This is a genomic window from Enterobacter sp. PL1, from assembly GCF_945957325.1.
In the GTDB taxonomy this organism is placed as follows: domain Bacteria; phylum Pseudomonadota; class Gammaproteobacteria; order Enterobacterales; family Enterobacteriaceae; genus Enterobacter; species Enterobacter roggenkampii.
On the sequence record NZ_CAMFKT010000009.1, the window covers coordinates 140,385 to 152,770 of the forward strand.

General features: G+C 59.7%; 12 protein-coding genes. 6 read left to right on the forward strand and 6 right to left on the reverse strand.

Features of this window, described 5'->3' with window-relative positions; all coding sequences use genetic code 11:
• Positions 1–30: 30 nt before the first annotated feature.
• Positions 31–1,338, forward strand: coding sequence for a sulfurtransferase (locus tag N6P30_RS10725; protein ID WP_023292693.1), 1,308 nt, complete (start codon positions 31–33; stop codon positions 1,336–1,338).
• Here the strand turns inward: N6P30_RS10725 and N6P30_RS10730 are convergent.
• Both N6P30_RS10730 and N6P30_RS10735 read right to left on the reverse strand, forming a co-directional pair.
• Entirely contained in the window at positions 1,335–1,952 is a 618-nt protein-coding gene (locus tag N6P30_RS10730) for a CDP-alcohol phosphatidyltransferase family protein (RefSeq protein WP_023292694.1), read from the reverse strand. The genes N6P30_RS10725 and N6P30_RS10730 overlap by 4 nt on opposite strands.
• Positions 1,945–2,514 (reverse strand): carboxymuconolactone decarboxylase family protein, encoded by a 570-nt coding sequence (locus N6P30_RS10735; protein WP_023292695.1) that lies wholly within the window; start codon positions 2,512–2,514, stop codon positions 1,945–1,947. Before N6P30_RS10735 ends, N6P30_RS10730 begins: the two co-directional genes overlap by 8 nt.
• Positions 2,515–2,589: 75 nt before the next feature.
• Here N6P30_RS10735 and N6P30_RS10740 point away from each other — a divergent pair, with 75 nt between their 5' ends.
• On the forward strand, positions 2,590–3,006 hold the full coding sequence (locus tag N6P30_RS10740) for a pyrimidine (deoxy)nucleoside triphosphate diphosphatase (protein ID WP_023292696.1): 417 nt from the start codon (positions 2,590–2,592) through the stop codon (positions 3,004–3,006).
• Here N6P30_RS10740 and N6P30_RS10745 read toward each other — a convergent pair.
• Positions 2,966–3,238 carry a YnjH family protein gene (locus tag N6P30_RS10745; RefSeq protein ID WP_008500699.1) on the reverse strand — a complete coding sequence of 91 codons (273 nt, stop codon included), beginning with the start codon at positions 3,236–3,238 and terminating at the stop codon, positions 2,966–2,968. The genes N6P30_RS10740 and N6P30_RS10745 overlap by 41 nt on opposite strands.
• A gap of 229 nt (positions 3,239–3,467) precedes the next feature.
• On the opposite strand from N6P30_RS10745, the gene gdhA reads away from it, so the two are divergent.
• Positions 3,468–4,811, forward strand: a complete 1,344-nt coding sequence (gdhA, locus tag N6P30_RS10750) for an NADP-specific glutamate dehydrogenase (RefSeq protein WP_008500700.1) — start codon at positions 3,468–3,470, stop codon at positions 4,809–4,811.
• A 116-nt stretch (positions 4,812–4,927) separates the two neighbouring features.
• On the opposite strand, the gene N6P30_RS10755 is transcribed toward gdhA, so the two are convergent.
• The 3 genes from N6P30_RS10755 to N6P30_RS10765 all read right to left on the reverse strand — a co-directional run bounded on the left by N6P30_RS10755 (position 4,928) and on the right by N6P30_RS10765 (position 8,557).
• Positions 4,928–6,841 carry a DNA topoisomerase III gene (locus N6P30_RS10755; protein WP_008500701.1) on the reverse strand — a complete coding sequence of 638 codons (1,914 nt, stop codon included), beginning with the start codon at positions 6,839–6,841 and terminating at the stop codon, positions 4,928–4,930.
• 4 nt (positions 6,842–6,845) lie between these two features.
• The gene (gene selD, locus N6P30_RS10760; protein WP_023292697.1) at positions 6,846–7,889 is read right to left on the reverse strand and encodes a selenide, water dikinase SelD; all 1,044 of its coding nucleotides are present in this window, start codon (positions 7,887–7,889) and stop codon (positions 6,846–6,848) included.
• Between the two features lie 116 nt (positions 7,890–8,005).
• The gene (locus N6P30_RS10765; protein ID WP_023292698.1) at positions 8,006–8,557 is read right to left on the reverse strand and encodes an NAD(P)H nitroreductase; all 552 of its coding nucleotides are present in this window, start codon (positions 8,555–8,557) and stop codon (positions 8,006–8,008) included.
• Between the two features lie 167 nt (positions 8,558–8,724).
• Between N6P30_RS10765 and sppA the strand changes: the two genes are divergently transcribed.
• The 3 genes from sppA (at position 8,725) to pncA (ending at position 12,312) form a co-directional block, all read left to right on the forward strand.
• Entirely contained in the window at positions 8,725–10,581 is a 1,857-nt protein-coding gene (gene sppA / locus N6P30_RS10770; RefSeq protein ID WP_023292699.1) for a signal peptide peptidase SppA, read from the forward strand.
• Between the two features lie 63 nt (positions 10,582–10,644).
• The gene (gene ansA, locus N6P30_RS10775) at positions 10,645–11,661 is read left to right on the forward strand and encodes an asparaginase (protein ID WP_008500705.1); all 1,017 of its coding nucleotides are present in this window, start codon (positions 10,645–10,647) and stop codon (positions 11,659–11,661) included.
• 9 nt (positions 11,662–11,670) lie between these two features.
• The gene (gene pncA, locus N6P30_RS10780) at positions 11,671–12,312 is read left to right on the forward strand and encodes a bifunctional nicotinamidase/pyrazinamidase (RefSeq protein WP_021241052.1); all 642 of its coding nucleotides are present in this window, start codon (positions 11,671–11,673) and stop codon (positions 12,310–12,312) included.
• Positions 12,313–12,386: the final 74 nt, after the last annotated feature.

Below are 12,386 nucleotides of genomic sequence, written 5' to 3' on the forward strand. Positions count from 1 at the left end.
CCCCCTCTTTTACTGACGTCAGGTTATTCGATGAAACGTGTTTCTCAACTGACCGCGCTGGCCCTGCTCTGCGGCCTCGCTTCCTTTTCCTCGCTGGCGGCTGATATGCCCAACGCCATCACGCTGTCTCAGCTTCAGGCACAGCACGGCACGCCTGTCGACACACGCGCCAGCGCCTTCTATAACGGCTGGCCGCAGATGCTTAGCGGCCCCTCCGGGCATGAACCCGCCGCGCTCAACCTTGCTGCCGCCTGGCTCAGCGCCATGAGCGACGAGCAGATTGCGCTGTGGGCAAAACAGCATCAGCTCACCCCTGCGACGACCATCGCCCTGTACGGCGACGAGAACGATAACCAGGCGGTGAAAGCCCGCCTGGAGAAAGCCGGGTACCGCCACGTTTCGCTGCTCAGCGATGCTCTGCAGACGCCCGAGCGCCTTCAGCGCCTGCCTCACTTTGAACAGCTTGTTTACCCGCAGTGGATCCACCGGCTCCAGCAGGGTAAACCCGTGGCTGCCGCACCGGCGGGCGACTGGAAAGTGATTGAGGCCGCCTGGGGTGCACCGAAGTTTTACCTGCTGAACCACATTCCCGGCGCGGGCTATATCGACACCAACGAGGTGGAAAGCGAACCGCTGTGGAATAAAGTCTCCGACGACAAGCTGAAAGCGATGCTGGCGAAGCACGGGATCCGTCACGACACCACCGTCATCTTGTATGGCCGCGACGTCTACGCCGCCGCGCGCGTGGCGCAGATTATGCTGTATGCGGGCGTGAAGGATGTGCGTATTCTCGACGGCGGCTGGAAGGCGTGGTCGGATGCAGGCCTGCCGGTTGAGCGCGGTACGCCCGGTAAAGTGACGCCCGCCCCCGATTTCGGCGCGCCGATCCCCGGTCAGCCGCAGCTGATGGTGGATATGGAACAGGCGCGCGGCATGCTGCACCGTCAGGATGCCTCTCTGGTCAGCATACGCTCGTGGCCGGAGTTCATCGGCGAAACCAGCGGCTACAGCTACATCAAGCCAAAAGGTGAAATTGCCGGTGCCCGCTGGGGTCACGCGGGCAGCGATGCCACCCACATGGAGGATTTCCATAACCCGGATGGCACCATGCGCAGCGCTGACGACATCGCCGCCCAGTGGAAGCGCTGGAATATTCTGCCGGAACAGCACGTCGCGTTTTACTGCGGCACCGGCTGGCGGGCGTCTGAAACCTTTATGTACGCCCGGGCGATGGGCTGGAAGAATATCGCCGTCTATGACGGCGGCTGGTACGAATGGAGCAGTCATCCGCAGAACCCGGTGACGACCGGTGAGCGCGGGCCTGAAAGCGCGCGCTAAGGATTAAGTGACTTCAGCGTCACGTAGCCGCTCCAGATGCGCGTTGTGGTGGTCAGCCAGCACAGCGCGCCGAATACCCACGCGAAGAGCGTAAAGTGCGCAGGAAAAAGGCAGCACAGCACAAACAGCATGATGGTCTCCGTCCCTTCCGTTAACCCGCCGATGTAATAAAACGACTTGTGCGCATAGCCGGGGTTGTCGATGTCGTGCTTCGCGGCCAGGGCCGCAAACGCCAGAAAACTGCTGCCGGTCCCGATAAACGCAAACAGCAGCCAGGCGGCCGCCAGCGCATTTTCTGCCGGTGCTGCCAGCGCAAAGCCAAACGGCACCAGGGCGTAGAACAGAAAGTCGAGCGCGATATCGAGAAATCCCCCCGCATCGGTCAGGCCTCTGCGGCGCGCCAGCGCCCCGTCCAGACCGTCCAGCAGGCGGTTAAGCACGATGGCGACCAGCGCCGCCGGATACCAGCCAAGGACCAGAAACGGCAGCGCCAGCACGCCGATGGCAAACCCGGTCAGGGTCAATCCGTCGGGCGTGATGCCCGGCCTGTCCAGCACGGAGACCAGACGATCCAGCGCCGGTTTTATCCGCGGGTGAAGATGGCGATCAAGCATGGGGCGTCTCGTTAAAGGTGGCGCATAGCCCCTGCGCCGGAATATCCAGCGCGGCGTTAAAGCGGGCAGAGAGATTCTGAAAGGCAATGAGCGCCGTCATCTCGGTGATGGCATCTTCCGTAAAGTGGCGCTTCAGCGCCGTTCTGATGGCCTCATCCGCCCGGGGCGGCGTGGCGGTCACCGCCTCGGCGTAGGCCAGCGCCGCGCGCTCCTGCTGCGTGAACAAGGCGGATGCCTGCCAGTCGCTAACGGCCTGCACCTTTTCCAGCGCCCCGCAGCGCTCGGCCAGCCGCAGGCTGTTGGCATCAATACAGAAAGCGCAGTGGCAAAGCTGGGACACCCGCGTCATGAGCAGCGAACGCAGCACGGGTGACAGGCGCGCGCGACGACGCTCCAGAAAACCGACGAACAGCGCCACCAGCCAGAACAGACGCGGCATGCGCCCCCACCAGCGCGTGGGATTCAGCACGGCGCCAAAATGCTTTTTCTGCATCACGGCAATCGGTCTAAGGCTGGCGGGAAGGGATTCGATAGGGGCAACCCAGGCGGTAGTCTCTTTCACCTGATTCTCCTGATTACTGGACTCTGAGAAAGGGCACGATAATATGTCTTTTTTCGCTATCAATTATTGACGACCATGCTGAAAACACTCGATGTCGTTGCCGCCATCATCGAAAAAGACGACAAAATTTTACTGGCGCAGCGCCCTGCCCACGCCGACCAGCCGGGCATGTGGGAATTTGCAGGCGGCAAAGTCGAGGCGGGTGAAACCCAGCCCGAGGCGCTTATCCGCGAGCTGCGCGAAGAGTTGGGTATTGAAGCGCTGCCCGCGCAATACGTGGCAAGCCACCAGCGTGTAGTCTCGCAGCGCTTAATCAACCTGCACGCCTGGCACGTTCCTGCGTTTAGCGGTGCGCTCACGGCGCACTACCACAGCGCGCTGGCATGGTGCACGCCGGAAGAGGCGTTTGGCTACGCCTTAGCCCCCGCGGATATTCCCCTGCTGGAGGCGTTTATTGTTTTACGCGACGCCAGACCAGCGGGTTCGTGCTGATGGCGCGCTCGTCGCGCTGGCACTGCAACAGCACGCCCTCCGCCTTCACGACGGCCCCTTCAGAATAGTTTTGATCCTGGTAGATGCAGCACTGGTTACACGGCTGCGCGCGCTGGCCGCTGGAGCTAAACACCTCCGGCGGCACGTTCACTTCTACATCCGGGCGAATGCGGTCAGCCTGCGCGCCTGCGGTAAAGATCGCACATAACGCGGTAAGTACATAACGGTTCATAGACACATCTTCCTGTTGTTCCCTTGATAATGACTATAACGGTAAACCCGCGCGGAACCTTTAATTTATCTCGTCATCGCTTTTGGTTATGACGCAGCACCTGTCATTAATTTCCCTTTCGTCCTGAATTTCTGCTTGCCACACAAAGCGGTACGGGTGGTATAGTCAAAAAAACAACACAAAACGCATAAGTCATATACAAACATTATTATAAGAGGTTCTTATATCTATGGATCAGACACGCTCTCTGGAAAGTTTCCTTGCCCATGTTCAGCAGCGCGACCCGCACCAAAGCGAGTTCGCCCAGGCCGTGCGTGAAGTGATGACCACCCTGTGGCCCTTCCTTGAACAAAACCCGCGCTATCGCCAGATGTCGTTGCTCGAACGCCTGGTCGAGCCAGAGCGCGTGATCCAGTTCCGCGTGACCTGGGTGGACGATCGCAATCAGGTGCAGGTTAACCGCGCGTGGCGCGTCCAGTTTAACTCCGCCATCGGCCCGTTTAAGGGCGGCATGCGTTTCCATCCGTCCGTGAATTTGTCGATTCTGAAATTCCTCGGCTTCGAGCAGACCTTTAAAAACGCACTGACCACGCTGCCCATGGGCGGCGGAAAAGGCGGCAGCGATTTCGACCCGAAAGGCAAAAGCGAAGGTGAAGTGATGCGTTTCTGCCAGGCGCTGATGACCGAACTCTACCGTCACCTCGGCCCGGACACCGACGTGCCTGCCGGTGATATCGGCGTGGGCGGACGTGAAGTGGGCTTTATGGCCGGGATGATGAAAAAGCTTTCCAACAACAGCGCCTGCGTCTTTACCGGCAAAGGGCTGTCGTTTGGCGGGAGCCTGATCCGCCCGGAAGCGACCGGGTACGGCCTGGTATACTTCACAGAGGCCATGCTCAAGCGTCACGGCTTAGGCTTCGAAGGCATGCGCGTAGCCGTTTCCGGCTCCGGTAACGTGGCGCAGTACGCGATTGAAAAAGCGATGCAGTTTGGCGCTCGCGTGGTGACCGCCTCTGACTCCAGCGGAACGGTGGTGGATGAAGCGGGCTTCACGGCAGAGAAGCTGGCGCGCCTGTGTGAAATCAAAGCCAGCCGCGATGGACGCGTAGCGGATTACGCCCGGGAGTTTGGCCTGACCTACCTCGAAGGTAAACAGCCGTGGGGCGTGCCGGTGGATATCGCCCTGCCGTGCGCCACGCAGAACGAGCTGGATGCTGAAGCCGCGCGCACGTTGATTAGCAACGGCGTAAAAGCGGTCGCCGAAGGGGCAAACATGCCGACCACCATCGACGCGACGGACCTGTTCCTGGAGGCAGGCGTGCTGTTTGCACCGGGCAAGGCCGCCAACGCGGGCGGCGTGGCAACCTCCGGCCTCGAAATGGCGCAAAACGCCGCGCGTCTCGGCTGGAAGGCGGAGAAAGTGGATGCGCGCCTGCACCATATCATGCTGGATATTCACCACGCCTGCGTGGAGTATGGCGGTGAAGCGTCACAAACCAACTACGTGCGCGGGGCGAATATCGCCGGGTTCGTGAAGGTGGCGGATGCGATGATTGGGCAGGGTGTGATTTAAGTTTTCGCGGCGTTCTCGCCCTGTAGGCCCGGTAAGGCGTAGCCGCCACCGGGCTTTTTTCAGGCCGCAGAGCTGTCTTTCGCCGGGTGGCGGCTTCGCCTGACCCGGCCTACGGGTTAAGAAGCGGCCGCGCTCTTTTTCTTTTTAAACGGTTTCTTCGCGCCACCACCGGGTGCAACCATCCCTCTGAACGTTTTCACGGGCGTGCTGCGCGCCTGATCGATCAGCTGGTAAAGCGTCCCCACCAGCGGCTGCATAAAGTCCTGATAGCGGCACTGCTTCTCGCTGATCTGCGTCAGCACCGATTCCCAGTGCGCGGTCATGTCCGGCCTGGCGGCCAGCTCCGGCAGGGAATGAATCAGCGCGCGGCCCGGCTCGGTCGAATGGATATAGCGCCCCTTTTTCTCAAGAAAACCGCGCTTAAAGAGCAGCTCGATGATCCCCGCGCGGGTCGCCTCCGTACCCAGACCGTCGGTGGCGCGCAGGATCTTCTTCAGATCTTTATCCTGCACGAACCGGGCGATGCCGGTCATCGCGGACAGCAGCGTCGCATCGGTGAAATGGCGCGGGGGCTGGGTCTGACGTTCCACCACTTCCCCTTTTTCACACAGCAGCTCATCGTCTTTGGCAACGACGGGCAGCGGCGTGCCGTCGTTCTCCTCGTCACGCTCTTTATTCCCCAGCAGCGTGCGCCAGCCTGCTTCTGCGAGGAAACGGGCTTTCGCAATGAATTTCCCTTTCGCGATTTCCAGTTCGATCACGCATTTGCGGAACACCGCGTCCGGACAGAACTGCATCAGGTACTGGCGGGCGATCAGGTTATAGACCTTTGCTTCGTTGTCGGTCAGGTTGACGCTGCTGGCGCGCGCCGTCGGGATAATCGCGTGGTGGGCGTCCACCTTTTTGTCGTCCCAGCAGCGGTTATGGGTGTCCGGGTTCACCACCGGCTGCGGCAGCAGATCCGGCGCGTGCACGCTAATGGCGTTCATCACCGAATGACGACCGGCAAAATGCTCTTCCGGCAGGTAGCGGCTATCCGAACGCGGATAGGTGATCAGCTTATGGGTTTCATAGAGCTTCTGGCAGATATCCAGCACGTTCTGCGCGCTGAGGCCAAAGCGTTTCGCGGCCTCAATCTGCAGGGCCGACAGCGAGAACGGCAGCGGCGCGGGTTCTGATTCCCGTTTATCGTTATAGCTGGTGACGATAGCGGGCTGTCCGGTAATGCGGTTAACCACATGATCCGCCAGCGGACGGTGCAGCAAACGCCCCTCTTCATCCTGATATGACTCGCAGGCATCGCTCGGCTGCCAGACGGCGGTAAAGCGTTCGTCTTTAGGCGTGACGATATGCGCTTTCACTTCAAAGAAATCTTTGGCGACGAAGTTCTCAATCTCTTCATCACGACGCACGACCAGCCCCAGCACCGGCGTCTGCACGCGCCCCACGGAGAGCACGCCCTGATAGCCCGCGTTGCGCCCGAGGATGGTGTAGGCGCGGGTCATGTTGATGCCGTACAGCCAGTCCGCGCGCGCGCGGGCCAGCGCCGAGACGCACAGCGGAATAAATTCGCTGTTGGCGCGCAGGCGCGAGATCGCACGCTCCACCGCCTGCGGGTTGAGGTCGTTGATCAGGCAGCGCTGCACCTGCTGGCGCTTTTCCGGCGCCAGTTCAAGATAGTCCAGCACCTCATCCACCAGCAGCTGTCCTTCCCTGTCCGGGTCACCCGCGTGCACGATTTCATCGGCTTCATGCAGGAAGCGCTTGATCACGTTGAGCTGTTTGGTCACCGAAGGTCGGGGCTGCAGTCGCCATTTTTCCGGCACGATGGGCAGATCGTTTAAATTCCAGCGGGCGTAGCGGCTGTCATAGACATCCGGCTGCGCCTGCTCAAGCAGGTGACCGATACACCAGGTGACCACCTGCCCGTTACCGCATTCGATAAAGCCGTCGCCTTTGCGATGCGGCTTGGGCAGCACATCGGCAATGGCACGGGCCAGGCTCGGCTTTTCGGCAATAAACAACCGCATCGAATTAACGGATCTCAATCATCGGTCGGCCACCGCGCGCGGTCACCAGCTCGCCGATCGCCGTCAGGGTAATGCCGAACTCGGCGGCCGTGGCCTGAACCTCGGCTTCGGATTCCGGCGTGACCGCCAGCAGCAGGCCGCCGGAGGTTTGCGGATCGCACAGCAGGTTGCGCCATTCTTCTGGCATTTCGCCCATCAGGTGACCATAGCTGGCGAAGTTACGCTGGGTACCGCCCGGGACCGCGCCCTGAGCAATATACTCTTCCACGCCCGGTAGCTTCGGCACGTCCTGATACCAGACCTGCGCCTGCACGCCCGCGCCCTGACACACTTCGGAGAGGTGCCCCAGCAGACCAAAACCGGTCACGTCGGTCATCGCCTTCACGCCGTCGATATTGGCGAACGCCGCACCCGCGAGGTTCATCTGGCACATGACTTCGGTTGCCAGCCCTATGTGCTCAGGCTTCAGCAGGGATTTTTTCTCGGCGGTGGTCAGCACACCAATGCCCAGCGGCTTGGTGAGGAACAGCTTGCAGCCCGCCTGCGCGGTGCTGTTGCGCTTCACGCGCTCGGTCGGGACCACGCCGGTAACGGCCAGGCCGAAGATAGGCTCCGGCGCATCGATAGAGTGACCACCGGCCAGCGCAATCCCCGCCTGCTGGCAGGCGAAACGGCCGCCATCAATCACTTCACGGGCTACTTCCGGCGGGATGGTGTTGATCGGCCAGCCCAGAATAGCGATCGCCATAATCGGTTTGCCGCCCATGGCGAAGATATCGCTGATGGCGTTAGTGGCCGCAATACGCCCGAAATCGAACGGGTTGTCGACAATCGGCATAAAGAAGTCGGTGGTGCTGATAATGCTGGTGCCGTTACCCAGGTCATAAACCGCTGCATCGTCACGCGTTTCGTTGCCGACAAGCAGGTTCGGGTCGACAAACTTCGCCTGTTCGCTGTGCAGGATGGTCTCCAGCACTTTCGGGGAAATTTTACAACCGCAACCGGCTCCGTGGCTGTACTGCGTTAAACGAATGGTTTGCTCGCTCATGGACGTCTCCTGTCATCTCAATCGCGCTATGGTAGCGCTCATTCCATAAAGAGGTAAGTATGACTGTCTGAATTCTGCGGCAGATGCTCAGAATCCAGACAGTTTAGCGCGCGCTATCAGAAACGGCTGACGAAAGGCGTGGTGTCCGGCACGCTGATGGTGCTGGAGGCTTTAAGCTGCGGAGTACCGAGATAGAGGAAACCGACAATTTTGTCATGCTCACCGCAGCCAAAACCGTCCCGGACCGCCGGGCTTTCGGTCAGCGCACCGGTGCGCCAGATACCGTTAAAGCCTTGCGCGACGGCGGCCATCTGCATCGCCATCACCGCACAGCCCGCAGACATTTCCTGTTCCCAGACCGGGACTTTATGATCCACCTGACATTTTGCCACGACAGTGATGATCATCGGGGCGCGGAACGGGGCATTACGCGCCTTCTCGATTCCTTTCTCATCCTGCCCTGCGGCCACCGCCCCCTGCTCCAGCAGTTTACTGAAACGATCGCGGCCTTCGCCTTCAATCACAAAGAAGTGCCACGGCTGCAGCGTGCCATGATCGGGGGCACGCATGCCGGCACGCAGAATGTTCTCCAGCTGCTCGCCTGCCGGGGCAGGTTCGGCCAGACGGGAAGCGCTACGGCGGTTAACAAGCAGTTCGAGTGCGTCCATTGGTTAACTCCTTTCTTGAAATTTACTCACAAAATTAACACGACGGCAGATTTTGTTACAGCCTGGCAGGCGATTCCTGCTGACAAGTGGCGGTTGGGTCATTACGATAACCCAACATTACCGTCCAGTGGCGACGGAAACAGTCATTTTCTGGTTAGGGAGAATACATGCGAACCCTTTGGCGAATTATTGCCGGTTTCTTTAAATGGACGTGGCGACTGCTCAACTTCGTCCGCAACCTGGTGATGAACATCTTCTTCATCTTCCTGGTTCTGGTTTGCGCGGGCATCTGGATGCACATCAGCAACGCAAATCAGGCGCAGCATTCGACTCGCGGGGCCCTGTTACTCGATATTACCGGCGTCATCGTTGATAAACCGTCAGCCAGCAACCGTCTGGGGGTGATCGGCCGCCAGCTGTTTGGCGCCACGTCCGACCGCCTGCAGGAAAACTCCCTGTTCGATATCGTCGATGCCATCCGTCAGGCGAAAGATGACCGCAACATCACCGGCATCGTGCTGGATCTGAAAGATTTTGCCGGCGGCGATCAGCCGTCTATGCAGTACATCGGTAAAGCGCTGCGCGAATTCCGCGACAGCGGCAAGCCGGTCATTGCCGTGGGCGACAGCTACAGCCAGGGACAATATTATCTGGCGAGCTTCGCCAATAAAATCTGGCTCTCCCCGCAGGGTACGGTCGATCTGCACGGCTTTGCCACCAACGGCCTGTACTATAAATCGCTGCTCGATAAGCTGAAGGTTACCACCCACGTCTTCCGCGTCGGCACGTACAAATCCGCCGTGGAGCCGTTTATCCGCGACGATATGTCACCTGCCGCCCGCGAAGCGGACAGCCGCTGGATTGGCGAGCTGTGGCAGAACTATCTCGGCACCGTTGCCGCTAACCGTCAGATTACGCCTGAGCAGGTGTTCCCTGGCGCGCAGGGCGTGCTCGAAGGCCTGCGCAAGGTTGACGGCGATACCGCGAAATACGCGCTCGATAACAAACTGGTTGATGCCCTGGGCACCAGCGCCGAGATTGAAAAATCCCTGAGCAAACAGTTTGGCTGGAGCAAAGAGGACAAAAATTACAGCGCCATCAGCATGTATGATTACTCGACGAAGAAACCGGATGAGAACGGGGACAGCGTCGCGGTGGTCTTTGCTAACGGTGCGATCATGGACGGTCAGGAGACCCCGGGGAACGTGGGCGGCGATACCACCGCGTCACAAATCCGCGATGCGCGCCTGGATCCGAAAGTGAAGGCGATTGTCCTGCGGGTCAACAGCCCTGGCGGTAGCGTCAGCGCCTCCGAAGTGATCCGCGCTGAACTGGCCGCGGCCCGCGCCGCCGGTAAGCCTGTCGTCGTCTCAATGGGCGGAATGGCCGCCTCCGGGGGGTACTGGATCTCCACGCCAGCCAACTACATCGTGGCGAACCCAAGCACGCTCACCGGCTCGATTGGCATCTTCGGGGTGATCAACACCGTAGAGAACAGCCTGGATTTTCTGGGCGTGCATACTGACGGCGTAGCGACCTCTCCGCTCGCGGATGTCGCGGTGACCAAATCCCTGCCGCCGGAAGTCTCTGAGATGATGCAGCTCAGCATTGAGAACGGCTATAAACGCTTTATCACCCTGGTCGCCGACTCGCGCAAAAAGACGCCTGAGCAGATCGACCAGATTGCGCAGGGCCACGTCTGGACCGGTCAGGATGCGAAGAGCAACGGACTGGTGGACAGCCTGGGCGACTTCGATGACGCGGTGAAGAAAGCCGCCGAACTGGCGAAGCTGAAGCAGTGGCATATCGAGTATTACCAGGACGAACCGTCGTTCTTCGATATGGTCATGGACAGCATGTCCGGCTCGGTACGCGCCATGCTGCCGGAGGCGCTGCAGGCTTATCTGCCTGCGCCGGTCGCCACGGCGGCAAAAGCGATGAAGGCAGAAAGCGATAAGCTTGCGGCCTTTAACGATCCACAGAGTCGTTACGCGTTTTGCCTGACCTGCGCGAACGTCCGTTAAAAACCGTCCCCTCTTCCTACGAAGAGGGGATTTTTTTCTTTTGAAGAACAAGAACTCACTACCATGCAGAAGAAATCGATTTATGTAGCCTACACTGGCGGTACCATCGGTATGCAGCGCTCTGAAAACGGCTATATCCCCGTCTCCGGCCACCTGCAGCGTCAGCTTGCGCTGATGCCCGAATTCCACCGTCCGGAAATGCCTGACTTCACCATCCACGAATACGAGCCGCTGATGGACTCCTCCGACATGACGCCGGAAGACTGGCAGCACATCGCGGATGATATTAAAGCCCATTACGACCAGTACGACGGCTTCGTGATCCTGCACGGTACCGACACCATGGCATTTACCGCCTCGGCGCTCTCCTTCATGCTGGAGAACCTGAGCAAGCCGGTTATCGTCACCGGATCGCAAATTCCGCTGGCGGAGCTGCGCTCTGACGGGCAGATCAACCTGCTGAACTCCCTTTACGTGGCGGCGAATTACCCGATTAACGAAGTGTCGTTGTTCTTTAACAACCGTCTGTATCGCGGTAACCGCACCACCAAAGCCCACGCCGACGGCTTTGACGCCTTCGCCTCACCCAACCTGCAGCCGCTGCTGGAGGCCGGGATTCATATCCGTCGTCTGGGCACGCCGCCTGCGCCAAACACCGCGGGCGAGCTGATTGTGCATCCGATTACTCCACAACCGATTGGCGTGGTGACCATTTATCCGGGTATCTCTGCGGACGTGGTGCGTAACTTCCTGCGCCAGCCGGTGAAGGCGCTGATCCTGCGCTCCTACGGCGTGGGTAACGCCCCGCAGAACGGTGAATTCCTGAAAGAGCTTCAGGAGGCCAGCGAGCGCGGAATTGTGGTGGTAAACCTGACCCAGTGTATGTCCGGTAAAGTCAATATGGGCGGCTATGCCACCGGCAACGCGCTGGCGCATGCGGGGGTGATCAGCGGCTTCGATATGACCGTTGAGGCAACGCTGACTAAACTTCACTATTTACTGAGTCAGGATCTGGACATTCAGTCCATTCGCAGCGCGATGATGCAAAACCTGCGCGGCGAACTGACGCCTGACGAATAAGGAGGTCTCATGAAGCAACGCGCCCTGCTCCTGGTCGATTTGCAAAATGATTTCTGCGCGGGCGGTGCGCTGGCCGTCGCCGAAGGTGACAGCACCGTTGACGTGGCCAACACGCTGATTGATTGGTGCAAAGCCCGTGGTGAAGCAGTTGTCGCAAGCCAGGACTGGCACCCGGCAAATCACGGCAGCTTTGCCAGCCAGCACAATGTTGAGCCCTTCACCCAGGGTGAACTCGACGGGCTGGCGCAAACTTTCTGGCCGGATCACTGCGTACAGCAAACGGAAGGCGCGGAGTTACATCCGCTCCTGAACCAGAAAGCCATCGACGCGGTGTTCCATAAAGGTGAAAACCCGGCTATCGACAGCTATAGCGCGTTTTTTGATAACGGGCATCGCCAGAAAACGGCGCTGGACGCCTGGTTACGTCACCATGAAATCACCGAGCTGATTGTACTGGGGCTGGCAACGGACTACTGCGTGAAGTTCACCGTGCTGGATGCGCTTCAGCTTGGCTACACCGTCAGCGTCATCACCGACGGCTGCCGCGGGGTGAACATTCACCCGCAGGACAGCGCTCAGGCGTTTATGGATATGGCTGCGGAAGGCGCGACGCTGTATACGCTCGAAGACTGGCTGGAAACCCAGGCTTAGGCCTTTTAAGCCGGGTGGCGGCTGCGCCTTACCCGGCCGACTTCTTTGGTTTTGTAGGCCGGGTAAGCGTCAGC

What these genes read in the sequence shown, in the direction of transcription:
- gdhA (WP_008500700.1), top strand. Translation starts at nt 3,468, where the DNA reads ATGGATCAGACACGCTCTCTGGAAAGTTTCCTTGCCCATGTTCAGCAG.
- N6P30_RS10725 (WP_023292693.1), top strand. Translation starts at nt 31, where the DNA reads ATGAAACGTGTTTCTCAACTGACCGCGCTGGCCCTGCTCTGCGGCCTC.
- ansA (WP_008500705.1), top strand. Translation starts at nt 10,645, where the DNA reads ATGCAGAAGAAATCGATTTATGTAGCCTACACTGGCGGTACCATCGGT.
- N6P30_RS10745 (WP_008500699.1), bottom strand. Translation starts at nt 3,238, where the DNA reads ATGAACCGTTATGTACTTACCGCGTTATGTGCGATCTTTACCGCAGGC.
- pncA (WP_021241052.1), top strand. Translation starts at nt 11,671, where the DNA reads ATGAAGCAACGCGCCCTGCTCCTGGTCGATTTGCAAAATGATTTCTGC.
- N6P30_RS10730 (WP_023292694.1), bottom strand. Translation starts at nt 1,952, where the DNA reads ATGCTTGATCGCCATCTTCACCCGCGGATAAAACCGGCGCTGGATCGT.
- selD (WP_023292697.1), bottom strand. Translation starts at nt 7,889, where the DNA reads ATGAGCGAGCAAACCATTCGTTTAACGCAGTACAGCCACGGAGCCGGT.
- sppA (WP_023292699.1), top strand. Translation starts at nt 8,725, where the DNA reads ATGCGAACCCTTTGGCGAATTATTGCCGGTTTCTTTAAATGGACGTGG.
- N6P30_RS10765 (WP_023292698.1), bottom strand. Translation starts at nt 8,557, where the DNA reads ATGGACGCACTCGAACTGCTTGTTAACCGCCGTAGCGCTTCCCGTCTG.
- N6P30_RS10740 (WP_023292696.1), top strand. Translation starts at nt 2,590, where the DNA reads ATGCTGAAAACACTCGATGTCGTTGCCGCCATCATCGAAAAAGACGAC.
- N6P30_RS10755 (WP_008500701.1), bottom strand. Translation starts at nt 6,841, where the DNA reads ATGCGGTTGTTTATTGCCGAAAAGCCGAGCCTGGCCCGTGCCATTGCC.